Origin of the sequence: Salinilacustrithrix flava (assembly GCF_041228405.1) — a bacterium.
GTDB lineage: Bacteria > Actinomycetota > Acidimicrobiia > Acidimicrobiales > Salinilacustritrichaceae > Salinilacustrithrix > Salinilacustrithrix flava.
The window spans coordinates 609,559-634,491 of record NZ_CP133888.1 but is presented as its reverse complement, the minus strand read 5'-3'; the positions used below and the strand labels follow the sequence as shown (position 1 = coordinate 634,491).

Genomic DNA, 24,933 nt, shown 5'->3' with positions numbered 1-24,933 from the left:
GCAACCAGAGCAGGCCTGCGACTCGCCGACCCGGCCGCGGCGACGCCAGCGTTCCGGGTGCTTCCGTTCCAGCAGCCATGCGTTCGCCTGCCAGTGCGTGCGGCCGTGCTCGGCGATTCGTGCGACCGCGTCCGCTTCGGCTTGCGCTTCGGCCGTTCTTACGGCCTCCACGAACTCCGACATCACGGTCCGCTGCCCGGCGGCTAGGTCGGCTTTGTGCTTGCTTGCTTGCTTGCGAGTACGCCTGCCCCCGAACCGAGCACGGAGCCGGAGGAACGTCCTGCGGCCGTGGCGCCGTCCGGCGACCACGAGGGCGGCCACGAGCAGCACGACGGGCACGACGGCGGCGAGGACGCCCACGAGCCACGCGGGGCGGTCGGCCCGGCATGAGCGGCGTCTATGCCTACTCGCATCCCTTCTCGAACGGTTCGACGAAGGCCACTTGGAAGGGTTCCGGGAACCCTTCCGGGAAGGGTTCCACGAAGCCATGCGGGAAGGGTTGCGGGATGGCTTTCGTCGTCCGCACGTGCCCGCTCCGACGCGCCTGCGGGAGTGCGGGTGCTGGCGGCGGCGCGCAGCTTCCGTCCACGGGCGCAGCGCCTCACGCAGCTTGCCCCTCGCAACCTCGATGTCGGCAGGGAGCTCGGACCGGTTCCGCCCGACCCGCCTAGCAATCTTCAGGTAGCTCTCTCCGCTGTGCCTGGCTGCGACGAGCTCGACCTCTTCGGCAGTGACGGCATCGGCAGCAGCACGGCACATCTGCTCGACCACGACCTTGGACACCGGGTCGTCGTCGTGCGACCCGAAGTCGTGGACGATCTCCCGGCCGGAGTCCAGGTAGTCGGGCCGCCCAACCCACCTGCGGGCGTCCGTCGCATGGCCGCTCGCACCGGTATTTGCGGAGCTCGTGCATGACCCGGCCCTCGATCATCGTCACCGCGTACGTCGAGAACGCTGCACCCGCAGACGGCTCGTAGCGCATGCTCGCCTGCCATAGTCCGACCAACGCCACCTGGCGCAGGCTCCTGGTCGGCGTGCGGGAACTGGCCGCGCGTGTCCATGAGCCGGTCCGAACGTGCCCGTCTAAGCCCTCGAACGGACGTTCTGGGTGGCTCGTGCAGGATCTCGCACCGAGACGCTGTCGGCCGCGCACAGACGGAATGGTGAGACGCTGGAGGCTCGCGCGCGTTCTCTGCTCCGACGACACCACACGCACCGTCTTTCTCCGGTCTCCCGTACCCGCGTCGTTTGACCTTCCCCAGTACGCGACGTCGATCCCGACCGCGACGTCGTCCGTCTGCTCCGACCATCACGACGGCTCTTTCTGCGTGACGTCCCATCGTTCAGGTTTTAGGTTCATCAGCGTCAGCCAAAGCCGCACGCCGGCAGCGGCGCAGCCGGGCCGGCGGCTGTCAGTGTTGGCTGTCATCGTGGCTCTCAGAGGATGGCGATCCGTCCAGGGCTATCAGTAATTGTCCTGACATGCCGTAGGTGCTGGTCCTGGCGGGTTCGCGTCCCGTCCTGACCTTTGTGCACGGGGATGCAAGAACGTCAGGAGTGGTCCTGACGTGTCTCCCGGTAACCTTCGTGTCATCTCGTGCTTCGGCCCGGTCGGGCTGGCGACACGGTTCCGGACGCGAAAGGACCCGCACCAGAGTGGGTGCGGGTCCGTGGGCGACGACGGTGGTGCCTAGAACAGCGGCTCGAACCGGTCGTCGTCCTCGACCTCGGTGACGGTGACGCTGCTGTCGAACGCCCACTCGGCGAAGCACTCCGGCCACTGCGACCGCATCGAGTTCGGGCCACCCGCTGCGATGGCCTCGTCGACGGCCTCGGCCGTGATCGTGTGGCACGCGAGCCGGCACCCGCTCCAGTCCTTCTCGTCGGACCACACGTCGTCGGTGACGATGCAGTGAGCGGCCGTCCTCATCGCTTCGTTCGACACCGGCATGTCGCTCAGGTAGTATGTCGCAGCCCGGTTCGCCTTCTTGTCGGGCACGACGACGAGCCGGCCGATCGCCACGAGGAACGCCAAGTTCTTGCTGAGCTTGTCGTGCCGCCACCCGCGGAGGCTGATGGTCAGGTTCTCCTGGCTGACCCACCATCCTTCGGCGTTGTCCGCTCCGTACCGGCCGAGCACCTGGTCGAGCTTGACGGCGCTGTCGTAGCCCTTGCTGGCGATGCTGACCCATTCGGGCGTCATGGTGAACTTGGCCCACTTTTCCGGGTCCACGAGGTTCTTCGGGTAGGCGAACGAGCCGCGCCGGCTGAGCGTCGGCCGGTACATCCGCTCCCACGCCGAGAGCTCTTCTTCCCAGTCGGGCCGCGGGTTCCGGTCGGCCCGCTCGTCGATGTCGATGTCGGGCGTGGTCTCGGTGTTGGTCATGCTGGTGTCCTTCTTCTCTGCGATGGTGCGGTCGGTGTCGGTGGTCGGTGTCACGGCAGGTACGTACCGTTCTGCTGCTGGTACACGAGGGCGAGCCGGGCCTGGTTCTCCCGCACCAGTTCAGCCGTGTTATCGCTGCGGGTCCCGCCCATCAGGTGCCGCACGCACAGCCGGTTGCTCTGGCACAGGTGCCTGACCACGTCGCCGTCGGCGAGGTGCCCGCCTCGGGCGAGGTAGATCACCCGGTGGGCGAACATGCTCGTGCTGATGCCGGAGAGCGTCGTCCCGGCGAGCCGGCACATCTTCCTGCGGCCGCGGGCGTCGAGCCCGGCGAGCTCGTCCAGGTCGATGCCGAACTCGCTGGCCTTGCTCTGGTTCGGGACCTTGAGCCACCCGTACCCTTCGGAGTCGCCTGCCCGCTGCCACGTCTGGCACCGGTCCGCTTCGACCGGGTCGTCCTCGTGCTTCCGCCACAGGAGCATCCGGCCGAGCGGGTCGGGTCCGACGAGGGCTTCGGCTTCGTCGCGCCAGCGCCACACGTCGCGGAGGGTCATGCCCTGCGACAGGACGGGCGTGCCCATGCCCGGCCCGTGCGGGTGCTGCTGCGCGGACGGCGTGCCCGGTGCGGGCTGCGGCGTGGGCTTGGCGGTGACGCTGACCGAGCGGACCGTCACCAGGCTGCGGGACGACGACGGGACGATCATGTCCACGGCCACGCTCATGGTGCGGGCCAGGTCGAAAAGGTCGGGCGCCTCGATGCTCTGGAGGTGCCGGGTCGTGCGGTGCGAACGGGAAGTGCTGATAGGTGTGAGCGTGCTCATGCTGGAACTCCATGGGTGTGGGTGTGGATGCGGTGACCATGCCGGGCCCGCTCGCATCGCGAACTCGGCGAGCGTCGGCTAGGTCGTGGGTGCCGTCGTGGCCGAACGTGCCGGCGAGCACCCGGCCGCCGTCGGCGTCGCAGAGGACCACGTGGCACAGCACGTCGTCCCGGCGGCCGTCGCGGACGAAGCGGGCGTCCTTGACCTTCGGCCCGGTGAACGCCCGCACGAGCTCGACGGTCCGGGCTGTCGGGTCGGGAACCGGGCCCAGACCGGGATGGCGTACGGGCCGGGCACGTCCACCCAGTCCACGACGAGCGTGCCCCAGATGAAGTCGGCGGTGTCGGTGTCGCTCACCACGGTGCCTCGGCGTCGTGTTCCCACTGGACCATCGTCTCGGCCAGGTCGAGCAGGGCGCCGTGGTCTCCGCTGAGGCCGGCGACGACGGACAGCGCCTCCGCCTCGGGCGACGTGGAGCGGAGGACGGTGATGCTCTCGTGCGGGCGGCCGTGGTACTGGACCGAGCCTTCCCAGTTGTGCGGCGACGAGTACCAGAACGTGGTGCGGATGTTGGCGGTGGTGCGGCGCTCGTGCCCGGCGAACGGGTCCTCGTACGTGAAGGCGTCCTTCGTCACGAGGACTGCGGTCGGCTTCGGGTCGCGGACCTGGTGCGGCGTGGCGATGATGTCGCCCTTGTGGACCTTGCCGATGGGCGTGGCGATCTTCTCGAAATGGTTCATCGTGCCGACACCGCCTCGGCGAGTTCGGTCTTCATCTCGGCGATCTCGGCCCGGAAGTCGTTGATGCCCCAGTACACGTCCTGCGGAGAGAAAGGCTTTCGGGCCTCGGCCAGGAGCCGGTCGAGCTGCTGCTGGTGGCTGGCGATGTTGGCGATGATCTGGTCTGGTGAGCGCATGGCGGGAAGTCCTTGCTTTGGGTGTCGGGCTAGCGGAACCGAATGGAACACACGGTGTGTCCGATCTGGTGGGTGTGGATGCCCTGTACATCGGGCCGGGAAGTCGCTCGCCTTAGAAACTTCTTGACGGGCGTGTGCGGCCGGGTGTATAAGCCGCTCCCTCTACCATGCCGACCTCGGCCGGCGGGCGAACTCGGGCAGCACGAGACTCCCAGGCGCGCTACCCGCCGGGCGCGTGCCGGCTCATCGCGCGTCAGATCGCGCGGCGGGCGGAGAACGTGACCGTGGGCGGGCGCGTCGAAGCGGCCCGCACCGGAGCACGAGCCGCCCGTAGACAACCTTCAGCCTGAGTCGGTCAGTCGGAGAGCACAGCGGCGAACCGGCTCCTACCCGCCCCACGGCGAGAGTCACGGAGAGTGACGCCGGACCCTCAGCGGACCGAATAGACTATCACATTTAGTTTACAAGACAGGTGCTCTGCCGATTGAGCTACTCGGGCGGCCCGAGCAGCGTACCAACGGCCTCGTTCCCGACCCGGCGAAGTGGTCGATGCTTGATCCACCGAGGCCCGGGACGCACCATGGTGGGGATGCCCCTGACCGACCTCACGCCGACGGAGCAGTCGATCCTGGACTTCGAGCGGGCCTGGTGGCAGTCACCGGGGCCCAAGGGCGCTGCGATCCGCACCCAGCTCCAGATGTCTCCCTCGGCGTACTACCGGCGCCTCGACGCCGTGATCGACCACCCCGACGCACTGGACCTGGATCCGCTCCTCGTCCGTCGCCTGCGCCGGGCCCGGGCCGATCGCCGTCGACGTCGCTACGTCGGTCCGACCCGCCGCCGGAGGCTCCGATGAGCGAACAGTCCGAGCAGCCGCGGCGACGCCGTCGGCAGCCACCCCCCAAGGCCCCCGCCGCCCAGGGCTCCGTCGTGCGCGGCGCGATCCTCGTGGTCGTGGCCGTCGTCATCGGCGTGCTGCTGCTGCGCGACGACGATGCCGCCACCACGCAGGTCGCGGTCGGCTCCGACACCGCGGGCCAGGTCGACGACACCGACGGGGGCGACGATGGTGACGGGGATCCCGACGCCACCACCACGACCACGACCGAGGCGCCCCGCCCTGCTGCCGAGGTGAAGGTCCTCGTCGCCAACGGCTCGGGTGTGAACGGCGCCGCCGGCGGGGCCACCGACGCCCTCGAGGCCCTCGGCTACGTCACCGGGACACCGGCCAACGCCGAGCGCGTGCCCTCGACCGTCGTGTACTACACGACCGGGTTCGAGGCCGAGGCCGAAGCCCTCGCCGCCGCCATCGGCGCGCCGGAGGGTTCGGTCACGCCGATGCCCGCCGTCGCACCGGTCGACGACCTGCAGCTGGCCAACGTGCTCGTGCACCTCGGCCCCGACCTCGCGGCCGGGTAGCGCCCCGGCGATCAGGTCAGGGATCAGGCCGGCGTCACCGGCCCGCTGAGCCGGCGGGTGCGGGTGACGATCCGGTAGTCGATGTCTCCGCGCAGCGGCTCGGCATCGACGCCTGCCGGCGGTTCGGCGATGACCTCGACGGTGCCCTCGGTGACGGTGCGATCGCGGTTCATGGCGCCGTCACCGAGGTCGTAGGCGGTCTCCGAGGTCGTGCGCTGCGTCCCGATCAGGCGCACCCGGCCGGCCTCGGTGTCGATGATGGTGCGGACCGGCACGTCGAGCTCGACCACGGCAACGGCGACCTCTCGGCCGTCCTCCACGCCGAGGGAGTCGATGCGGCCGCGGCCCTGCACCACCACCGGCCGGGACAGGCCGTCCAGGCTGACCTCGCGGAGGATCTCCCACCGGGCGCCCGGCTCCAGCGGGCCCGTCGGCGGGCTGGCGATGTCGGCCGGGAGGTCCATGGCGACGTCCAGGCCCAGGGCCTCGGCCGGCACCCCCTCGACCAGGTCGATGGCCGTCAGCCGGCTGGCGCGGTCGAGGCGGACGTCGACCGTGCGGGGCGCGGCGTCGTCGCGCTGCAGCGCGACCCGGACCAGGACCTCGTCGTCGGTCACGGCCTGCACGGTCTGGGTGGCGTCGAGGGTGGCGTCGTCGTCCTCGTCGGTGGTCACGCCGTCGACGGTGCGAACGACCTCGGTCTCGATGTCGGCGCGGAAGCGGTGGACGTCGCCGACCTCGGGCTCGAAGCGCACCGCCACGGTGTGCTCCTCGCACGCGGTGAGGGCCAGCACCAGGGCGCTGGCCGCAGCGGCGCGTCGGAGGCGGCGGGACGGGATCACGGGCGCAGTGTGACAGAGGAGGGGAACTACGGTCGGGCCGTGCCCGACGCCCGCGAAGACCCGCTCACCGGCCGCCGTGCCGAGGAGCACCTGCGGGCCGTGGTGGGTGCCGAGCCGGCCCGCACGGCGCTGTTCTTCGACTTCGACGGCACCCTCGCCCCGATCGTCCCCGACCCGTCGTCGGCGACGGCCATCGCCGGGGCCGTCGAGCTGCTCGAGCAGCTCGCTCGCCGCTTCCGTCGCATCGCCGTCGTCAGCGGCCGGCCCCGCGCCTTCCTGGTCGACCGGGTCGGCGGTGGCGTGGACCTCTCGGGCGTGTACGGGCTCGAGACCCGCATCGACGGGGTCGACGCGGACCACGACGACGCCCACCGGTGGCGCTCGGTGATCGCCGAGGTGGCGGCGAGCGGCGCCGGGTTGCCGTCGGGCGTGCTCGTCGAGTCCAAGGGCCTGTCGCTCACCGTGCACTTCCGCGAGGTCCCCGAGGCCGAGGCCGAGGTCCTGGCCTGGGCGGAGGACGTGGCCCGCAGCGCCGGCCTCGAGGCCCGGGCCGCCAAGCGCTCGGTGGAGCTCCACCCGCCGCTCGCCGTCGACAAGGGCACGTCGGTCCTCGCGCTCAGCGAGGGGTGCTCGACGGTTGCCTACCTCGGCGACGACCTCGGCGACCTCCCGGCCTTCGCTGCCCTCGATCAGCTGGCCGAGGGGGGCGTCACCACCTGCAAGGTCGCCATCGCGTCCGACGAGCTGCACGACGACGTGGCCGCCGCGGCCGACCTGGTCCTGGACGGCCCCCAGGCCGTGCTCGCCGCGCTCGGGCCGTTGGCCTGACGTGCGGGTCGTCGCCGCACCCGACAAGTTCCGCGGCACGGCGACGGCCGCCGAGGTGGCCGCGGCCGTCGGTCGCGCCGCCCGTGCGGCGGGGTGGCGCTGCGACGAGATCCCGGTGGCCGACGGCGGCGACGGCCTGCTCGACGTGCTGGGCGGACCGAACCGGACCTCGGTCGTCACCGGGCCGCTCGGCGATCCGGTGGAGGCCGGGTGGCGCTACGAGCGCGGCACGGCGGTCATCGAGATGGCCCGGGCGTCGGGGTTGCTCCTCGCGGGCGGCCCCGAGGGCAACGACCCGATCGCGGCCGACACCCACGGCACCGGGGAGCTGATCCAGACCGCGGTCGAAGCCGGTGCCACGCGGGTCATCGTCGGTCTGGGCGGGTCGGCCACCACCGACGGCGGGCTCGGTGCGCTGCGCGCCCTCTACCCCCACCAGCGCCTGCGGGCCGTCGAGCTGCTCGTCGCCTGCGACGTGCGCACCCGGTTCCTCGACGCGGCCGAGGTGTTCGGCCCCCAGAAGGGCGCCAGCCGGGCCCAGGTGCGCCTGCTCACCAACCGCCTCGCCCGCCTCGCCGACGTGTACCGCGAGGACCACGGCGTCGACGTGCGGGACCTCCCCGGCGCCGGCGCCGCCGGCGGCCTCGCCGGCGGGCTCGCCGCCATCGGGGCCCAGCTGCTCGACGGCTTCGCCCTCGTGGCCGACGAGCTCGAGCTCGATCAGGCCGTCGAGGGGGCGGACCTGGTCGTCACGGGCGAGGGCTTCCTCGACGATGCCTCCTTCGAGGGCAAGGTCGTCGGCGGGGTCGCCGAGCTGGCTGCCGACCTCGGCGTGCCGGTGGTGGCGGTCGTCGGCGAGGAGGTCGATCTCGACTCGGTGCACGCCGCCGTCCGGGAGTGCGGGATCGCCGAGGTCGTGTCCCTGGTGGAGCGCTTCGGTCGGGAGCGCGCCATGTCCGACACCGTGGGCTGCGTCGAGCAGGTGGTCGCCGACGTGCTGGCCGCCCGGAGCTGAGGGGTCCGGCTCAGTCGCGGCGAGCGGCGAGCACGGCCCAGATCACCGCGACCACGACCGCCACGATGGCGAGGGTCCGCAGCACGGCGATGATGGCGCCCACGATCCAACCGATGACCGTGAGGGCGACGAACACGGCGATGCCGGCGAGCACGATCTTGGGCACGAGCCCCGTGGTCGACGTCGGCGGCTCGGTGCGGTCGTCCATGGCGCGAGGGTAGGCCCCGGCGTCCACCGGTGCGGGCTGGCGCCGGAATCGAGAGGGGTCCGGTACCGTGCGGCCGATGTGGGAGCGTTTCGCCGTCGCGGGCCGGGTGGCCTGGTCGCTGCTCGGCGTCGCCGCGGCCTTCGCGCTGGTGTTCTGGATCGCTTGGCAGTTCCGGGTCGTGTTCCCGCCCCTGGTGCTCGCCGGCGCCATCGTGTTCCTGCTCAATCCGATCGTCACCGGCATGCAGCGCAAGGGCGTCCCCCGCGCTGCGGGCACCGGGCTGAGCTACCTCGGCTTCGTCGGCCTGCTCGTCGCGGTCGGCTTCCTGGTCGCACCGCTCATCAGCCAGCAGGCCGACGAGCTGTCCGCCCAGTGGCCCGAGCTCCGGGCCGACATGGAGGACTGGCTCGACGACCTGTCCGAGCAGTCCAAGGACGGGAACTGGCTCATCGAGATCCCCAACGTCGACGAGCTGCGGGACCAGTTCGGCAACGGGGGTGACTCCGCCCAGAACGAGGAGTTCGACCGCGTCATCGAGCGGGCCGCCGACGAGCTCGAGATGAACGACGAGCCGGTGCTCGCCGCCGACCTCGACCGCGTCGCGGCCGACGCCCGCGAGCAGTTCCCCGAGCAGGGTGGCATCGGCGAGCAGCTGACGCGGGCCCGGGAGATCGGCACCCGGATCTTCGAGGTCGGCCTCATCTTCGTGCTCGCCCCGATCATCGCCTTCTACCTGCTGGTCGACCTCCCCCACATCGGCGAGGTGTCGCGCCGCTTGATCCCCCGCCCCGCGAGCGACCAGGTGCTCCACGTCGCGCACCGCCTGAACGTGGCCATCGGCGGCTTCTTCCGCGGCCAGCTCGCGGTCGCCGTGATCGTGGGGATCATGGTCAGCGTCGGCCTGGCGATCATCGACCTGCCGTTCTGGCTCATCGTGGGCATGATCGCCGGGGCCTTCAACCTGGTGCCGCTGATCGGCCCGTGGGTGGGCGCGGTGCCCGGCGTGATCATCGCCCTCACCACCCGGGACTTCAGCACCGCGCTGTGGGTGGCGGCGATCATGACCATCGCCCAGCAGATCGACAACCACTTCATCAGCCCGCTCGTCATGCAGCGCACGGTCAGCCTCCACCCGGCCGTGGTGATGCTGGCGCTGCTCGCCGGCGGCACCCTCGGCGGGTTCTTCGGACTCGTCCTGGCCGTGCCCGTCGCTGCGACCGTGAAGGTCATCGTGGGGCACCTCTGGGCCGTCTACGTGCTCGAGGTGCCGGTCGAGGAGGTCATCGCCATGGACACCGGGCCACCGCTCGGTGGTCACGGCCCGCTCGAGCCCCTCGATGACTACGTGAACGACGAGATCGGCGTGGAGGAGCAGGTCGACCACCGGCTGGCCGAGGAGCGCCCCGCCGACCGCGCGCCGGTGCCCGAGGGTCAGTCGGAGCGGCGCGGGTAGGTCTCCAGCTCCACCAGGGGAGGGAGCTCGTCGTGGGCGAGCGCCAGCGGTTCCAGCCCGGGGCGGCGCAGGGTCAGGTGCTCGTCTCCCGTGGGCACCCCGGCGCGGACCAGGGCGGCGCGCAGCACCTCGGCCGCCTGCGGGCCGAGCTGGCCGATCGTGCGGTTGCGGTGCCGCCGCACGCCCAGGTCGACCTCGGCGAGCCCGGCCATGCCGACCGACCGGTGGGCATCGATGAGCAGGGCGATGTCGACGCCGTAGCCCTGGACGAACGGCAGCCGCTCGAGCAGCTCTCGCCGCCCGCCGTACTCGCCGGCCAGTGGCTGGGCGACCACGGTGAGCTCGGGGAACAGCATGGCCAGCGCCGGTCGGGCGACCAGCTCGGTGACGCGCCCGCCGCCCTCGCCCTCGACGAGGGGCCGGTCGTAGGCGCCCTTGACGAACGACACCTCTGGGTGCTCGACCAGCGTCCCGATGAGGGCGGCCGCGAAGTGGGAGCTGAACTCGGTGATGTCGGCGTCGACCCAGACGACCAGGTCGCTCGTCGTCTCGTGCAGGGACTTCCACAGCGCGGCGCCCTTGCCGGCACCGGTGTACGCGGGCAGCGTGGTCCGAGCGTCCACCACCCGGGCGCCGGCATCCTGCGCGACCCGTGCCGTGGCGTCCCCGGAGTGGTCGTCGACGACCACCAGCTCGTCGATCAGCGGCACCTCCTCCTGCAGGTCGCGTCGGAGGGTCTCCACGATGGTGCCCACCGTGGCCTCCTCGTCCCTCGCCGGGAGGCACACCGCGACCGTCCGGTCGCCCTTGCGAGAGGCGATCCCGGTCGGGTCGAAGTCACCGTGGGCCGTGCGCAGCATGGTCGACACGTCGAGCAGTGTCCCCCTGCGCGAGGCCGACCACCAACCTGCGCCCGACGGGGAATGCCCGAAGAGGGCGACTCGTTAGCATCGAAGGAGCCGGTCCGTCCGGCCCCGTCGCCACCCCCGATCCCGAGGAACCCCACGTCATGAGCGCCACCGTCCGCATCCCCACCACCCTCCGCCCGATGGCCGGCGGCAAGTCCGAGGTCGAGGTCGAGGGCGCCACCGTCGGCGAGGTGCTGAAGTCCCTCGACGCCGCCCACCCCGGCTTCACCGACCGCCTGCTCGATGACGACGGCAACCTTCGCAAGTTCGTGAACGTGTTCGTGGCCGACGACGACGTCCGCTTCATGGACGGCCTCCAGACCCCGGTGCCCGACGGGGAGACCGTCGCCATCATCCCCGCGGTGGCGGGAGGCTGACCTGGGCACGGCGTTAGCAGTCGGATGTTGCGACTGCTAACGCAACGTGCTTGGCTGTTAGCAGTCTCTGTCTAGGACTGCTAACCGCCGAAGAAAGAAGGTCGACACATGGCCAAGATGATCGCGTTCGACAGCGAAGCCCGCCGTTCGCTCGAGGCCGGCATGAACAAGCTCGCCGACGCCGTCCGAGTCACGCTCGGCCCCAAGGGCCGCAACGTCGTGCTGGACAAGAAGTGGGGCGCCCCCACCATCACCAACGACGGCGTCTCCATCGCCAAGGAGATCGACCTCGAGGACCCCTACGAGCGCATCGGCGCCGAGCTGGTCAAGGAGGTCGCCAAGAAGACCGACGACGTGGCCGGTGACGGCACCACGACCGCCACCGTGCTCGCCTGGTCGATGGTCCGCGAGGGCCTGCGCAACGTGGCCGCCGGCGCCAACCCGATGTCGCTGAAGAAGGGCATCGAGCAGGCTGTCGAGACCGCGGTCGCCTCCATCAAGGAGCTGGCCGTCGAGGTCGAGGGCAAGGGCCAGATCGCCCAGGTCGCCTCGATCTCCTCCGCTGACGAGGAGATCGGCACCATGATCTCCGAGGCCATCGACAAGGTCGGCAAGGACGGTGTCATCACCGTCGAGGAGAGCCAGACCTTCGGCATGGACATGGACCTCGTCGAGGGCATGCGCTTCGACAAGGGCTACATCTCGCCGTACTTCGTGACCGACCAGGACCGCATGGAGGCCGTCCTCGACGACGCCTACATCCTCCTCGTCTCCTCCAAGATCACCGCGGTCCGCGACATGCTCCCGGTGCTCGAGAAGGTCATGCAGTCGGGCAAGCCGCTCGCCATCATCGCCGAGGACATCGAGGGCGAGGCCCTCGCCACCCTCGTGGTCAACAAGATCCGCGGCACGTTCAAGGCCGTGGCCATCAAGGCCCCGGGCTTCGGCGAGCGCCGCAAGGCGATGCTGCAGGACATGGCCGTCCTCACCGGTGGCCAGGTCATCTCCGAGGAGATCGGCCTCAAGCTCGAGAACACGACCCTCGACCTGCTCGGCACCGCCGCCAAGATCGTCGTCACCAAGGACGAGACCACCATCGTCGACGGTGGTGGCTCCGATGACGACCTCCAGGGTCGCATCAGCCAGATCAAGGCCGAGATCGAGAACACCGACTCCGACTACGACCGCGAGAAGCTCCAGGAGCGCCTCGCCAAGCTGTCCGGCGGCGTCGCCGTCCTCAAGGTCGGCGCGGCCACCGAGGTGGAGCTCAAGGAGAAGAAGCACCGCATCGAGGACGCGGTGAGCACCACCAAGGCCGCCATCGAGGAGGGCGTGGTCGCCGGCGGCGGCACCACCCTGCTGCGGGCCAAGGCCAAGGTCGACCAGCTGGTCGGCGACCTCGTCGGCGACGAGGCCACGGGCGCCAAGATCGTGGCCTACGCGCTGCAGGAGCCCCTCAAGCAGATCGCCCGCAACGCCGGCCTCGAGGGCGGCGTCGTGGTCGACCGGGTGCTGGCCATGTCGGGTTCGTCCGAGGGCCTCAACGCGGCCACCGGCAACTACGAGGACCTCACCAAGGCCGGCATCATCGACGCCGCCAAGGTGACCCGCTCGGCGCTGCAGAACGCGGCGTCGATCGCGGCCCTGTTCCTCACCACCGAGGCCGTGATCGCCGACAAGCCCGAGAAGGGCGGCGCCGGCGGCGGCATGCCCGGGGGCATGGACGACTTCTGAGTCCATCGGGCTTCCTCGCTCCTCCGTCGCTGCGGGGAGCCCCACGTACACGGAGTAGGTGGTCACCGGTGCGCAGCCCGCTCGCTGGCGCTCCGCTCCGGACCGACTGAAGCACCTGAGGAGCGCCCTTCGTGGGCGCTCCTCTCGCGTCCAGGCGGCGTTACGGTCACGCCATGACGACCACGCGCATCGTCCTCGTCCGCCACGGGGAGGCCCAGTCCCACGTGGAGGGCGTCGTGGGCGGCCGCCGGGGCTGCACCGGCCTGTCCGAGCTGGGGCGCCGCCAGGCCTCGGCCCTGAGGGACCGCCTGGCCCGCACCGGCGAGCTCGGGGAGGTCCACGCCCTCTACGCCTCGACCCTGCCGCGGGCGTCGGAGACGGCGTCGATCATCGCTCCGGCCATCGGCGGCCTCGACGTCGTGGAGCGCGAGGACCTCCGTGAGTTCGACATCGGGCCCGAGGGCGACGGCCTGGCCTGGGAGGAGCTGGAGCAGCGGTTCCCCACCCCGGATGTGTGGACCCCGTTCCACCACCACGTGCCCGGGGCCGAGACGTGGGCCGGGTTCGCGGCCCGGGTCGGCGGGGCGCTGGACGAGATCGCCCGCGCCCACCGGGGCGAGACCGTCGTCGTCGCCTGCCACGGCGGCGTGGTGGAGCACAGCTTCACCGCGTTCCACGGCCGGGGGATGACGGGGTGGCTCGGCGGGGTCCTGATCCAGAACTGCGGCGTCACCGAGTGGCAGCACCAGGAGCGTCCGGAGATGCCCTGGGTGAAGGAGCGGACCTGGTCGCTGGTGCGGCACAACGACCACTCCCACGTGCCCACCTCCTGACAGCGGTCAGCCCGGGCCGTGGCGGGTCGGGGGCAGGTAGCGGGGGTCGACGTCGTCGTCGGGGTCGGGCGGGCGCATGGCCAGGTCGATGGCCGACCACAGGGACCGGGAGATCGGGAAGAAGAACACCGGGAACAGCGCGGCCACGCTGACGGCGGCGACCAGGAGGACCCCGACGGGCGGGTCCGGATAGGTCACCGCGAAGCCGACGGCGATGACCCCGAGCAGGAGCGTGAAGCTCACGATGATGTTCATCCCGAGTGAGCCGATCCACTGATCCTCGACCCGGGTGGTCGGGTAGTTGCACCGGGGGCATCGCTCGACCTGCTGGAACCAGCCCTCGAAGATCCCCCTGCTCCCGCACAGCGGGCATCGGCGCAGCAGCCCGCGTCGCACGACGCGAGATGTGGTCAGGGGTTGCGGTTCCTCCACGGCGCCATTGTCGCAGCGGCCCAGGTGGTTGCGGCAGTGAGCGCTGCGAGGACGACCAGCCGTCCGATCCGTGCGGCTGCCAGCCCGTCGGCCGGGGTCAGCGAACGGGGGCGCACCACGGCCCGGCTGCGCGCCCGTGTCGGTCGGACCGGACCGGCATCGGCGGTGGCGACGGCCTCGGCGGTGGCGAGCTGGTCGGCCTCGACCGGGGCCGGCGGTGGTGGTGGGGCCTGCCCGGCGACGCCCGACTCGATGGTGAAGAAGGTGGAGCGCAGCCCGAGGCGCCGCCGGAAGTCCTGGGGGTCGACCGGGCGGTCGCCGGCGTCGCCGACGAGGGTCATGGCCAGCGGGCGGCCGGAGGGGCCGGCGGCGTCGACGCGCACGTCGGTGATGCGACCCGGGTAGCCGAGGCGGGCGGCGACGTCGGCGAGGGAGACCTCGAGGTTCCAGGGGCGGACGTCGTCGGTGGGTTCGGGTCGAGCCGGCAGGTACGGGATGTCGTACGACGAGCCGAACCCCTCCTGGACGGTGGCGGAGTGGCCACCGGCAGAGGCCGAGTAGAAGGTCGCAGCCAGCGAGCCGCCGTGGGTGAGCACCCAGCCGCGGGTGGCGGCGACGGCTGCGTCCTGACCGGCGCTCTCCCGGGCCACACCCGCGTAGACCTGGCAGGACTCCGAGTCGCAGATCTCCCCGGCGCCGGCCATGGCCCGCAGGGCGTAGGTGCGGGCGGCGACCGCCTGGGCCTGCACCGCCGCTGCCGGCCACGTGCCCGGGACCTCGGCCATGCCGCGGAGGTAGTCCTCGATGTCGACGTGGTTGCGCACCCGCACCGAGCCGGCACCGCCGCCGACCTCGAGGAGGCCGCGGTAGGTGCGACCCCGGTCGATGGAGCGGACCGTGCCGCCGTCGACGGGAACCGCCCAGATCGGGGAGGGCGAGCGGGGCGCCGGCTGATCACCGCTCGGCTGCGGACCGGGCGCCGGCTGGGGCCCGGGTTCCGGGTCGGGTTGCTCGTCGGAGGGCCCGCACAGCGCGCAGCCGTCGGGCTCCGGTTCCGGCTGCGGCTCGGGGTCGGGTTCCGGGGTCGGCTGCGGCTCGGGGGTGTCCTCCGGTGGGCAGAGCAGCACGCAGTCGTCGGCCTCCTGGAACATCTGGGCGTTGCCGGCGTCGAGGCCCCGCACGCCGCCGCGCTCCACCCGCCAGCCGCTGCCGTCGTGGTGGATCGTGACCACCTCGCCGGGGCCGAGCGCGATGGGGAAGCCTTCGGCCTGGGGGCCGTCGCGGGCGGACCGGAGCTCGCCGCCCTGGGGGAGCGCCAGCGTGGCGCGGGGTCCGCTGGCGATGCCGACCACGACCTCGCCACCGGCCGATCCGGTCTCGGTGCCGGGGTAGTAGTGGGCGAGGATGCCGGCGGCGTCGACGCCCTGGGCGGCCATCGAGCGAGCGCCCCACTGGGACAGCCCCACGCCATGGCCGTGGCCGCGACCGTCGAGGCGCAGCACGGCGACGCCATCGGCCGGCGCGGCGAGGGCGGCCGGCAGGGCGGTGAGGGTGCCGAGGACGGCGAGCAGCACCGCCACGAGAGCGGTGCGGGACCGTCGGTGCGGTCGGCGGCGCGAGCGCGCGGCTCGGATCGGTTCGTCAGGCATGGTCGTCGTGTTCCCCGCCGGTGTTGTTCGTGCTGGGACCCACCTCCTCCTGCCCCCGCCGGATGCTGCGCGCCGACTGAGGATCTGCGCAGTGGAGTACATCCCGCCGCAATTCGGTCGTGGCGGCTCCGCCGCCACAAGGGCGCGTCACATGGGTCGCCTCGCCTCCGGCTCGGCTCCTTACGCTGGGGGGTGTGACCCGGGGACGCACCAACCGCCTGCTCACCACCTGGGTGGACGCCGACGGTCGCTCCCGCAGCCCCGACGAGGTCGCGGTCGAGGAACCCCTCGAGATCCGCCTCGACGGCCACCTGGTGGGCACCACCATGCGCACGCCCGGCCACGACTTCGAGCTGGCCGCGGGCTTCTGCCACACCGAGGGCCTGCTCGGAGACGCCCCGGTCCGCTCGGCCAAGTACTGCCGCGGGGACGGCCCGGGGGCGGTGGTCGAGTCCGAGTTCAACGTCGTCACCGTCAGCACCGGCGGGCTGGCGCCGGTGCCGGAGGCCCGCCTCGGCGTCACCAGCAGCGCGTGCGGGATGTGCGGCACCACCGCCGTCGACGAGCTGCGGGCCCGCATCCACCCGCTCCCGGTGGGGGAGCCGATCCCCGACGAGGTCCTGCTCGCCGCGCCTGCGGATCTGCTCGGGGACACCCCGATCTTCGCCGCCACCGGCGCGGTCCACGCCGCCGCGCTGTTCACGCCGACCGGCGAGGCGGTCGTGGTCCGCGAGGACGTGGGCCGCCACAACGCGGTGGACAAGGTGGTGGGCAACCAGCTGCTGGCCGGCGAGCTGCCCCGCCACGGCTTCGGCCTCGCCGTGAGCGGTCGCGTCGGGTTCGAGATCGTGCAGAAGGCCTGGGCTGCCGGCATCACCACCGTGGTGGCCAAGGGCGCGCCGACCTCGCTCGCCGTGGAGGCCGCCCGCATGGCGCGCATCACCCTCGTCGGCTGGGCCAGCAGCGCCGGCGGGCGCGCGTACGACTGACGGACCCGCCCGGGCCGCTCCGTAGGCTGGGTCCATGAGCGACGCCCCCGCCACGCCCGCCCCCTCGAGCCCGGCCGACGGGCAGGCCGTGCTCCACCTGTTCTTCGCCCTCACGCCCCTCGCCGACGCCGATGCGGTGTCCGAGGCGGTGACGTCCGCCGAGTCCGACGGCTACCAGGTGGTCCCGGTCGCCGTGCTCGGCCACAAGGCCGACATCGGGTTCATGGCCCTCGGTGCGGACCAGTGGCGCCTCCGCCGGCTCCAGACCGAGCTCGTCTCCGCCGGCCTCGAGCTGGTCGACAGCTACGTCAGCCTCACCGAGATCAGCGAGTACGCCCAGGGCGTGCCCGACCAGATGAAGCAGGCACGCCTGTTCCCCCAGCTGCCGCCGGAGGGCAAGCCGGCGTTCTGCTTCTACCCGATGTCCAAGCGGCGGACCGTGGAGGGCAACTGGTACACGCTGCCCTACGAGGAGCGCATGGAGCTGATGATGGAGCACGGCAAGTCCGGGCGGACGTTCGCCGGGCGGGTGCTCCAGGTCGTCACCGGCTCCACCGGCGTCGACGACTTCGAGTGGGGCGTCACGCTGTTCGCACAGAAGCCCGACGACCTCAAGGAGGTCGTCTACACGATGCGCTACGACAAGGCGTCGGCCGTCTACGCCGACTTCGGCACCTTCATCACCGGCATGACCGGCACCCTCGCCGAGGTCCTCGACGCGGTGGGCCTGCGCTGAGCCGGCCTCGTTCACGAAGCGTTCACGTGCGGGTGGTCGCCCGGGAACGCGGACTTGGTTGCCTGCACCCATGGACCGAGCGCTGATGGGTGAGACCTCCGCCGACCCGACGGCCGACACCGGCCGGCGCCACCTCGTCGTCACGCTCCAGCTGCCGGACCGCCCGGGCGCGCTCGGATCGGTGGCCTCCCGCATCGGTGCGCTCGGCGCCGACATCACCGACGTGCGGGTCTCGTCGCGACGGGCCGGTGTGGCCGAGGACGTCTTCCACCTCGACCTCCCCGCCGTCGAGGGGGTCGACACGGTGGGCCTGCTCCTGGCCGAGATCGGTCACGTCGACGGCGTCGTCGCCCCCTCGGTGAGCTACCCCGCCCCCGGCTGCTGCGGGTGAGCGGAACTGCGCGAATCGCCGGGGTGTCTGGCGTCACGTGTTCAGTTGCCTATGATCCCCCGATCGTGCCCGCCGCTCCTCGCAGGTTGCTGCTCCTGCTCGTCGCCCTCACGTCAGTCCTCGGCTTCTCCTTCGTGGGGGCCGGGGCCGCCAGCGCGCAGGACGCCACGGAGGAACCGGGCGATCCCGAGGCCACCCCGGAGGCCGAGGAGGCCGCCGAGGACGAGTCCATCGCCTCCGTGGTCGGCTCGCTGAAGTACGACGACGAAGAGGACAACGAGGTCCCCGTCGAAGGGGTCGAGATCTCGGCCACCGGCGCCGACGGCGAGGAGGTCGCCATCGACACCACCGCCGAGGACGGCACCTTCCTGCTCGAGCTGCCCGAGCCGGGTGAGTACACCTTCACGGTCAACCCCGACACCATCCCCGACGGCATCTCGCTGCGGAGCGAGGAGCGGGGCACCACGACCTTCTCGTTGAGCCCGGGACAGCAGCGCACCGTCCTGTTCCCCCTCGTCGAGGGCGAGGCGCGCGAGCGCTCCAGCGGCTCGACCAAGATCGCCCAGGTCCCCCAGCTGGCCTTCGAGGGGTTCAAGTTCGGCCTCATCATCGCCATGTCGGCCGTCGGCCTCAGCCTCATCTACGGCACCACCGGGCTGGTGAACTTCGCCCACGGCGAGGTCGTCACCTTCGGCGCCCTGCTCGCCTACCTGTTCAACGTGACCTTCGGGTTGCACCTCCTCATCGCCGGGCCGATCGCTGTCCTGCTCGCCGGGGTGTTCGGTGGTGGGTTCGACCGGGGGTTCTGGAGACCGCTGCGCAACCGAGGCACGAGCCTCATCGCCATGCTCGTCGTGTCCATCGGCCTGTCGCTGGTGCTGCGCTACATCTTCCTGTACCAGTTCGGCGGCCGCACCCGGCCCTTCGACCAGTACGCGATCCAGACCGACACCATCGAGTTCCTGAACATCACCATGGTGCGCAAGGACATCTGGATCGTCGTGGTGTCGATCATCCTGCTGGTGCTCGTGGCCCTCGCCCTCGGCGGCACCCGCATCGGCAAGGCCACCCGGGCCGTGGCCGACAACCGGGACCTGGCCGAGTCCTCCGGCATCGACGTCGAGAAGGTCATCCTCGTCGTGTGGGCCGTCGGCAGCGGGCTGGCGGCGGTCGGCGGCATCTTCCTCGGCCTCACCGAGCAGGTCAGCTGGCAGGGTGGCTTCCAGCTGCTGCTGCTGATGTTCGCCGGCGTCACCCTCGGTGGCCTCGGCACCGCCTACGGCGCCCTGGTCGGCAGCATCATCGTCGGCCTCGCCGTGCAGCTGTCGACCCTCGTCATCTCCTCCGAGCTGAAGAACGTGGCTGCGCTCCTGATCCTCGCCTTCATCCTGCTGGTACGCCCCCAGGGCATCCTGGGCCGCAAGGAACGGGTGGGCTGATCGATGAACTGGAGCATCATCATCGAGTCGACCCTGGAGGCGATGGTCACCAAGAACGCCGTCGTCTTCGCCCTGGCGGCCATCGGCCTCAACATCCACTACGGCTACACCGGGCTGCTCAACTTCGGCCAGGCCGGGTTCATGGCGGCCGGTGCCTACGGCACCGGCATCGCCATCACCCAGTGGGGCTGGACCATCGGCCCGGCGGCCCTGTTCGGCATCGTGCTGTCGGTGCTGCTCGCCTTCTTCCTCGGCCTGCCCACCCTGCGCCTCCGGGCTGACTACCTCGCCATCGTCACCATCGCCGCGGCCGAGATCATCAGACGCATCGTGAAGTCCACCCAGTACAGCGAGGTCACGGGTGGGTCCGGTGGCCTCAACGGCATCGGCCGGGGCTTCTACGACAACAACCCCATCGACAGCGGGCTCGACCTCGGCATCGTCAGCTTCTCCGAGCGCGAGCTGTGGTTCATGGTCGTGGGTTGGGGTGTGGTCGTGCTGTGCATGGTCCTCACCTACCTGCTGGTCCGCAGCCCCTGGGGGCGGGTGCTCAAGGCCATCCGCGAGGACGAGGACGCCGTGCGCAGCCTCGGCAAGAACGTCACCTGGTACAAGATGCAGAGCCTGATCCTGGGCGGCATGTTCGGCGCCCTCGGCGGCATCATGCTCACCCTGGAGCAGCAGTCGGTGCAGCCCGACCAGTTCTTCACCCCGACGACCTTCTTCGCCTTCACCGCCCTCATCCTCGGCGGCGCCGGGCGGGTCTTCGGTCCGGTCGTCGGCTCGATGCTCTTCTGGGGCATCATCCAGTTCACCGACGTCTCGCTGCGCCAGGCGATCGCGAACGACCACATCCCGACCTGGCTGATGGACGGCGTCCAGGCCGGCCAGGTCCGCTTCATCATCGCCGGTGGCCTGCTCGCAGCGCTCATGATCTTCCGCCAGCAGGGTCTGTTCGGCAACAAGCGGGAGGTGGCCCTCGATGACCACTGACGCCTTCGACCAGGTCGAACCCCGGCCCGGATCCCCCAAGCGGGACACGATCCTGTCCGTGGATGGTCTGGTGCGGCGCTTCGGCGGCATCACCGCCGTCGACGTCGACCACCTCGAGATCCAGGCCAACGCCATCACCGGCCTGATCGGGCCCAACGGTGCGGGCAAGACCACCTTCTTCAACCTCATCACCGGCTTCGACGAGGTCACCGCCGGCACGTTCCAGTTCAAGGGCGAGCCGCTCGAGGGCGTGCCCGCCTACAAGGTTGCCCGCAAGGGCCTGGTGCGCACGTTCCAGCTCACCAAGGCGCTGTCCAAGCTGTCGGTCATCGAGAACATGAAGCTCGGCGCCGTCGGCCAGGTCGGCGAGAACCCGTTCAAGGCCCTGATCAGGCCCATCTGGGGCAACCAGGAGCGCGAGATCGAAGCCCGTGCCGACGAGCTCCTCAAGCGCTTCAAGCTGTACGAGAAGCGTGACGACTACGCCGGCGAGCTGTCCGGTGGCCAGCGCAAGCTGCTGGAGATGGCCCGTGCCCTCATGGCCGACCCCGAGGTCATCTGCCTCGACGAGCCCATGGCCGGCGTGAACCCCGCCCTCACCCAGTCGTTGCTCCAGCACGTCAAGGAGCTCAAGGACGAGGGCCTCACGGTCGTCTTCGTCGAGCACGACATGGACGTCGTCCGCGACATCTCCGACTGGGTGGTCGTGATGGCCGAGGGTTCGATCATCGCCGAGGGCTCCCACGCCTCGATCGGCAAGAACCAGGCCGTCATCGACGCCTACCTCGGCACCGCCCACGAGATCGACCTGGGCACCATCGAGCTGGACCCGGAGAAGCACTGATGGCCAAGGATGAACCGCTCCTCGTCGCCGACGAGCTCGTCGCCGGCTACCTGCCGGGCGTCAACATCCTCAACGGCTGCAACATCACCGTCAACGACGGCGAGCTGGTGGGCATCATCGGGCCCAACGGCGCCGGCAAGTCCACCTGCCTCAAGGCCGTCTTCGGCCTCATCCCCGTCCGCGACGGCGGCGTGACCCTGCGGGGCGAGGACATCGCCAACCGCAAGGCCCACGAGCTGGTGGAGCGGGGTGTGGGCTACGTGCCCCAGAACAACAACGTGTTCCCTCGCCTCACGGTGAAGGAGAACCTGGAGATGGGCGTGTTCCTGCGCCCCAAGATGTTCAAGGGCTCCTTCGACCGCGTGGTGGAGATGTTCCCCCGCCTCGGTGAGCGCAAGGACCAGCGCGCCGGTGCCCTCTCCGGCGGCGAGCGCCAGATGCTCGCCATGGGCCGGGCGCTCATGATGGAGCCGAGCGTGCTGCTGCTCGACGAGCCCTCCGCCGGGCTCTCCCCGGCGCTGCAGGACGACGTGTTCCTGCGCTGCCGTCGCATCAACGAGGCCGGCGTCTCGATCCTCATGGTCGAGCAGAACGCCAGCAAGTGCCTGCAGATCTGCGACCGCGGCTACGTCCTGGACCAGGGCGCCAACGCGTACACCGGCTCCGGCCGGGAGCTGCTCGAGGACCCCAAGGTCGTCGAGCTCTACCTCGGCACCCTCGCAGCCAACCGCTGAACCCGGGCCGCGAGCCCCTCCCGTTCTGGCAGTTCCCACGTCGCGCGCCCCGCCGGCGTCGACGCCAGCTGCGCCGGCCCAGCACGCGAAGAGGCCGGGCCCGTGGGCCCGGCCTCCTCAGGTTCTGGTGCTCAGCTCAGGTCTAGAGCTCTGCGAACCGGTACTCGGTGAGCGAGTCGTCGATGGTGTTGCCCTCGCCGTACTGCAGGATGGCGAAGCTCGCCTCGCTGGGCTCGCCGGCCTCACCGAACGTCTGCGGGCCCGAAGGACCGTCGTAGTCGATGTCGGTGCCCTCTTCGATCATGCCCTTGCACTCTTCGAAGCTGGTGCACTTCTCACCGTCGCGGGTGACGCCGTTGATCTCCTCGGCGATCGCCACGGCATCGTCGCTCTCGGCCACGAGGGCGGCGAGGGCGGTGATGACCACGGCGTCGTAGGTCTCCGGAGCGTAGGAGAAGTCCTCGAGCTCCGGGTCGACCTCGAGGAGGCGGGACCGGAAGTCCTCGGTGATCTCGGCGGCGGGCAGCGTGCCCTTGATGCCGACCATCGAGGCCGAGACCTGCTCGCCGAGGGCGTTGCCGACGTTGCCATCGACCAGGTAGATGCTCTTGGAGTCGGGCGTGAAGCCGTTCTCGAAGAGGCCGGTCAGGATGCGGGCCGACTCATCGAAGCCGATGAGCACGAGGGCATCGCTGTCGGCGTCGACGACGCGCTGGACCTCAGCGTCGAAGTTCTCGGCGAAGGGGTCGTAGACGAACTCCTCGTCGACGACGACGCCCTGCTCCTCGAGGGGCTCGACGGTGTACTGCAGCAGGCCCTCACCGTAGGGATCCTGCAGGGCCATGACCGTGGCGCTCTCGTTGCCGTCAGCGACGACGAGGTCGGCGAGCACGCGGCCCTGGAGGACGTCGGACGGAGCGGTGCGGAAGTACAGACCGTTGTCGTCGTAGTCGGTGAAGTCCGGGGACGTGTTGGCCGGGCTGAAGTGGATCTTGCAGGCGCCGGTCACCTTGTCGATGAAGGTGAAGGACACGCCGGAGGAGGCGGCACCGATGAAGGCGTCGACGCCCTCGTTCAGGTGACGGTCCACGGTCTGGGAGGCCACGTCGGTGGACGTGTCGCCAGAGTCGCCCTGGAACAGCTCCACGTCGGCGTCGAGGACGCCGCCGGCGGCGTTGATGTCCTGGACGGCGAGCTCCGCAGCTGCGAACTCCGGCGGGCCGAGGAAGGCAAGGTTGCCGGTCTCGGGCAGCACGGTGCCGATCTTCAGGGTGCCGTCGCCCTCGCCGACCTCGCAGTCGGTGGCACCGGCTGCGTCTTCGGTCGTCTCTTCGGTCTCGGTGGTCTCTTCGGTATCGGTCGCCGTGTCGTCGGTCGTGTCCGTGGCCTCGTCGTCGTCGTCGCCGCACGCGGCAGCGACGAGAGACAAGGACAGGAACAGCGCCACGAGCAGGCGGAACTTGCCTGGCTTGCGCATGTGATGGGTTTCCTTTGTGTTCACCAACAGGGAGCACGAGAGTACCGTTCTGGGCCGGGTCGTGGGGGCGTTGGACGTGAATGCCGGGTTTCGGCTCACGATCGGGCGGGAGCGGCGCCCAGCCGGGCCAGGTGCCCATCGGCGTCGAACGCGACCACGGTGAGCCGTCCGTCGGAGCGGTTGCCCGCCTCGTCCAGGGTGATCGGCCCGGTCTCGCCGACGTAGGCGATGTCGACCCCGTCGGCGATCAGGTCGAGGCACGCCGCCGGCTCCCGGCACGTGGTCCCGCCGCCCGACACCGCGGCGAGGGAGGCTGCGATCCCGGCGCCGGACGCAGAACCAGCGGTCTCCGCAGCCAGCGCGGCGAGCACCACGGCGTCGTAGGACTCGGCGGCGAGATCGAGGCCGGCGTCGTCGACCTCGGCCAGGGCCGGGTCGTGGGACCGGACCCGGCTCGCGAACCCGGGCTCGGGCGGGGCGGCGGGGAGCAGCCCACGCATGCAGGCCAGCTCGGTCCGGTCCTCGACCAGGTCGCCGAGGCGCTCGCCGAGGTTCCCGTCGGTCCCGTACACGGGCCGCTCCCGGGGACCCTGGTCGGCGGCGACCAGCGCGTCGAGCACGGCGGCGGTCTCGGCCAGACCGACCAGCACGATCGCATCGGCGGCCAGGTCGAGCTCTTGCACCACGGTCGGGCCGAGGTCGGCGGCGGCAGGGTCGTGGTCGACCCGGCTGGCGACGGTGCCGCCGGTGGCCGTCAGCTGCTCGACCAGCGCATCGGCCACGGTCCGGCCGTGGTCGTCGTCGCGCGCGGCGATCGCGACCGAGCGGTGTCCGTCGGCCCGGACGAGGTCGGCGAGCGCCCGACCCTGGAGCGCCTCGGTGGGCCCGGTGCGGAAGAGCCGGCCCGACCCGTCGAGCGCGTCGAGCCCGCCCGAGGTCGCCGCCGGCGACACCAGCACCGCGTCCGCGTCGACCACCTGGGGGAGCACGCGCGCGGCCGCGCCTGAGGAGAGCGGACCGATCAGGACATCGACGCCGGCGCCCAGCAACCGGGCGGCCTCGCCCTCCGCCGCACCCGGTGTCCCGTCGGCCGAGTCGCCGTGGCGGAGCCCGACCGGCGCTCCCAGCACGCCGCCCGCCTCGGTGACGTCGGCGACCGCGAGCTCCACGCCGGCGACGGCGGCCGGGCCGAGGAAGGCGAGCTCGCCCGAGAGCGGGAGCAGGGTGCCGACGTCGAGGGCGCCGTCCCGCGGCTCGGGGCCGGCCGACGTCGCGTCGATGCTCGGCAGCGCTCCGGCGGGAGGGGCATCCGGGATCTCCGATCCGTCTGGGCAGCGGACCGCGGGCGCCGGAGCCGGGTCGCCGGCATCGGGTCGGGCGACCTCGTCTCCCCCGGAGGTGCAGGCGGCGGCCAGCAGGGTGGCGGCCAGGAGGCCCGACGGCCACCGGCGTCGTCGGCGAGGGGAGGGCGCAGCGATGGGACGGAGGCTAGGGCGGAGGTCGTCGGTG

At 71.2% G+C, this 24,933-nt stretch carries 27 protein-coding genes; 15 read left to right on the top strand and 12 right to left on the bottom strand.

Annotation, left to right across the window (positions count from 1 at the left end):
- Positions 1-667 precede the first annotated feature (667 nt).
- The 5 genes from RGQ06_RS03045 to RGQ06_RS03025 all read right to left on the bottom strand — a co-directional run bounded on the left by RGQ06_RS03045 (position 668) and on the right by RGQ06_RS03025 (position 4,123).
- Positions 668-1,012, bottom strand: a complete 345-nt coding sequence (locus RGQ06_RS03045) for a sigma factor (protein WP_432429825.1) — start codon at positions 1,010-1,012, stop codon at positions 668-670.
- A 678-nt stretch (positions 1,013-1,690) separates the two neighbouring features.
- Complete coding sequence (locus tag RGQ06_RS03040) at positions 1,691-2,440, bottom strand: hypothetical protein (protein ID WP_432429824.1); 750 nt, start codon at positions 2,438-2,440, stop codon at positions 1,691-1,693.
- Positions 2,437-3,207, bottom strand: a complete 771-nt coding sequence (locus RGQ06_RS03035; protein WP_432429823.1) for a hypothetical protein — start codon at positions 3,205-3,207, stop codon at positions 2,437-2,439. The genes RGQ06_RS03040 and RGQ06_RS03035 overlap by 4 nt, the downstream gene beginning before the upstream one ends.
- A gap of 353 nt (positions 3,208-3,560) precedes the next feature.
- Complete coding sequence (locus RGQ06_RS03030; protein WP_432429822.1) at positions 3,561-3,947, bottom strand: hypothetical protein; 387 nt, start codon at positions 3,945-3,947, stop codon at positions 3,561-3,563.
- On the bottom strand, positions 3,944-4,123 hold the full coding sequence (locus RGQ06_RS03025; protein WP_432429821.1) for a hypothetical protein: 180 nt from the start codon (positions 4,121-4,123) through the stop codon (positions 3,944-3,946). Before RGQ06_RS03025 ends, RGQ06_RS03030 begins: the two co-directional genes overlap by 4 nt.
- A gap of 589 nt (positions 4,124-4,712) precedes the next feature.
- Here RGQ06_RS03025 and RGQ06_RS03020 point away from each other — a divergent pair.
- Positions 4,713-4,979, top strand: coding sequence for a DUF3263 domain-containing protein (locus RGQ06_RS03020; protein WP_432429820.1), 267 nt, complete (start codon positions 4,713-4,715; stop codon positions 4,977-4,979).
- The gene (locus tag RGQ06_RS03015) at positions 4,976-5,542 is read left to right on the top strand and encodes a LytR C-terminal domain-containing protein (protein ID WP_432429819.1); all 567 of its coding nucleotides are present in this window, start codon (positions 4,976-4,978) and stop codon (positions 5,540-5,542) included. Before RGQ06_RS03020 ends, RGQ06_RS03015 begins: the two co-directional genes overlap by 4 nt.
- A 23-nt stretch (positions 5,543-5,565) precedes the next feature.
- On the opposite strand, the gene RGQ06_RS03010 is transcribed toward RGQ06_RS03015, so the two are convergent.
- Positions 5,566-6,384, bottom strand: coding sequence for a hypothetical protein (locus RGQ06_RS03010; protein WP_432429818.1), 819 nt, complete (start codon positions 6,382-6,384; stop codon positions 5,566-5,568).
- A 39-nt stretch (positions 6,385-6,423) separates the two neighbouring features.
- On the opposite strand from RGQ06_RS03010, the gene otsB reads away from it, so the two are divergent.
- Together otsB and RGQ06_RS03000 are read left to right on the top strand one after the other, a co-directional pair.
- On the top strand, positions 6,424-7,212 hold the full coding sequence (gene otsB / locus RGQ06_RS03005) for a trehalose-phosphatase (RefSeq protein WP_432429817.1): 789 nt from the start codon (positions 6,424-6,426) through the stop codon (positions 7,210-7,212).
- 1 nt (position 7,213) lies between these two features.
- Positions 7,214-8,227: a glycerate kinase family protein gene (locus tag RGQ06_RS03000; protein ID WP_432429816.1), complete on the top strand. Its 1,014-nt coding sequence runs from the start codon at positions 7,214-7,216 to the stop codon at positions 8,225-8,227.
- A gap of 10 nt (positions 8,228-8,237) precedes the next feature.
- On the opposite strand, the gene RGQ06_RS02995 is transcribed toward RGQ06_RS03000, so the two are convergent.
- Complete coding sequence (locus RGQ06_RS02995; protein WP_432429815.1) at positions 8,238-8,435, bottom strand: hypothetical protein; 198 nt, start codon at positions 8,433-8,435, stop codon at positions 8,238-8,240.
- Positions 8,436-8,511: 76 nt separating this feature from the next.
- On the opposite strand from RGQ06_RS02995, the gene RGQ06_RS02990 reads away from it, so the two are divergent.
- On the top strand, positions 8,512-9,888 hold the full coding sequence (locus tag RGQ06_RS02990) for an AI-2E family transporter (protein ID WP_432429814.1): 1,377 nt from the start codon (positions 8,512-8,514) through the stop codon (positions 9,886-9,888).
- Here the strand turns inward: RGQ06_RS02990 and RGQ06_RS02985 are convergent.
- Positions 9,867-10,748 (bottom strand): glucosyl-3-phosphoglycerate synthase, encoded by an 882-nt coding sequence (locus tag RGQ06_RS02985; protein ID WP_432429831.1) that lies wholly within the window; start codon positions 10,746-10,748, stop codon positions 9,867-9,869. The genes RGQ06_RS02990 and RGQ06_RS02985 overlap by 22 nt on opposite strands.
- A 149-nt stretch (positions 10,749-10,897) precedes the next feature.
- Here RGQ06_RS02985 and RGQ06_RS02980 point away from each other — a divergent pair, with 149 nt between their 5' ends.
- The 3 genes from RGQ06_RS02980 (at position 10,898) to RGQ06_RS02970 (ending at position 13,740) form a co-directional block, all read left to right on the top strand.
- Entirely contained in the window at positions 10,898-11,173 is a 276-nt protein-coding gene (locus RGQ06_RS02980) for a ubiquitin-like small modifier protein 1 (RefSeq protein ID WP_432429813.1), read from the top strand.
- 108 nt (positions 11,174-11,281) lie between these two features.
- The gene (gene groL, locus RGQ06_RS02975) at positions 11,282-12,907 is read left to right on the top strand and encodes a chaperonin GroEL (RefSeq protein WP_432429812.1); all 1,626 of its coding nucleotides are present in this window, start codon (positions 11,282-11,284) and stop codon (positions 12,905-12,907) included.
- 173 nt (positions 12,908-13,080) lie between these two features.
- Positions 13,081-13,740 (top strand): histidine phosphatase family protein, encoded by a 660-nt coding sequence (locus RGQ06_RS02970; protein WP_432429811.1) that lies wholly within the window; start codon positions 13,081-13,083, stop codon positions 13,738-13,740.
- A gap of 6 nt (positions 13,741-13,746) precedes the next feature.
- Here the strand turns inward: RGQ06_RS02970 and RGQ06_RS02965 are convergent, their stop codons facing one another.
- The gene (locus tag RGQ06_RS02965) at positions 13,747-14,172 is read right to left on the bottom strand and encodes a DUF983 domain-containing protein (RefSeq protein WP_432429810.1); all 426 of its coding nucleotides are present in this window, start codon (positions 14,170-14,172) and stop codon (positions 13,747-13,749) included.
- Positions 14,151-15,821 carry a SpoIID/LytB domain-containing protein gene (locus tag RGQ06_RS02960; RefSeq protein WP_432429809.1) on the bottom strand — a complete coding sequence of 557 codons (1,671 nt, stop codon included), beginning with the start codon at positions 15,819-15,821 and terminating at the stop codon, positions 14,151-14,153. The genes RGQ06_RS02965 and RGQ06_RS02960 overlap by 22 nt, the downstream gene beginning before the upstream one ends.
- Before the next feature lie 194 nt (positions 15,822-16,015).
- Between RGQ06_RS02960 and RGQ06_RS02955 the strand changes: the two genes are divergently transcribed.
- The 7 genes from RGQ06_RS02955 (at position 16,016) to RGQ06_RS02925 (ending at position 21,947) form a co-directional block, all read left to right on the top strand.
- Entirely contained in the window at positions 16,016-16,810 is a 795-nt protein-coding gene (locus tag RGQ06_RS02955) for a formate dehydrogenase accessory sulfurtransferase FdhD (protein WP_432429808.1), read from the top strand.
- Positions 16,811-16,844: 34 nt separating this feature from the next.
- A complete protein-coding gene (locus RGQ06_RS02950) occupies positions 16,845-17,546 on the top strand; it encodes a chlorite dismutase family protein (RefSeq protein ID WP_432429807.1) in 702 nt (233 codons plus the stop codon).
- Positions 17,547-17,616: 70 nt separating this feature from the next.
- Positions 17,617-17,937, top strand: coding sequence for an ACT domain-containing protein (locus RGQ06_RS02945; protein ID WP_432429806.1), 321 nt, complete (start codon positions 17,617-17,619; stop codon positions 17,935-17,937).
- A 65-nt stretch (positions 17,938-18,002) separates the two neighbouring features.
- On the top strand, positions 18,003-19,376 hold the full coding sequence (locus tag RGQ06_RS02940) for an ABC transporter permease subunit (RefSeq protein WP_432429805.1): 1,374 nt from the start codon (positions 18,003-18,005) through the stop codon (positions 19,374-19,376).
- Between the two features lie 3 nt (positions 19,377-19,379).
- Positions 19,380-20,369 carry a branched-chain amino acid ABC transporter permease gene (locus RGQ06_RS02935; protein ID WP_432429804.1) on the top strand — a complete coding sequence of 330 codons (990 nt, stop codon included), beginning with the start codon at positions 19,380-19,382 and terminating at the stop codon, positions 20,367-20,369.
- Positions 20,359-21,213, top strand: a complete 855-nt coding sequence (locus tag RGQ06_RS02930; RefSeq protein WP_432429803.1) for an ABC transporter ATP-binding protein — start codon at positions 20,359-20,361, stop codon at positions 21,211-21,213. Before RGQ06_RS02935 ends, RGQ06_RS02930 begins: the two co-directional genes overlap by 11 nt.
- The gene (locus tag RGQ06_RS02925) at positions 21,213-21,947 is read left to right on the top strand and encodes an ABC transporter ATP-binding protein (protein ID WP_432429802.1); all 735 of its coding nucleotides are present in this window, start codon (positions 21,213-21,215) and stop codon (positions 21,945-21,947) included. Before RGQ06_RS02930 ends, RGQ06_RS02925 begins: the two co-directional genes overlap by 1 nt.
- A gap of 142 nt (positions 21,948-22,089) precedes the next feature.
- On the opposite strand, the gene RGQ06_RS02920 is transcribed toward RGQ06_RS02925, so the two are convergent.
- Together RGQ06_RS02920 and RGQ06_RS02915 are read right to left on the bottom strand one after the other, a co-directional pair.
- The gene (locus tag RGQ06_RS02920; RefSeq protein ID WP_432429801.1) at positions 22,090-23,424 is read right to left on the bottom strand and encodes an ABC transporter substrate-binding protein; all 1,335 of its coding nucleotides are present in this window, start codon (positions 23,422-23,424) and stop codon (positions 22,090-22,092) included.
- A 95-nt stretch (positions 23,425-23,519) separates the two neighbouring features.
- Positions 23,520-24,647, bottom strand: a complete 1,128-nt coding sequence (locus tag RGQ06_RS02915) for an ABC transporter substrate-binding protein (protein ID WP_432429830.1) — start codon at positions 24,645-24,647, stop codon at positions 23,520-23,522.
- Positions 24,648-24,933: the final 286 nt, after the last annotated feature.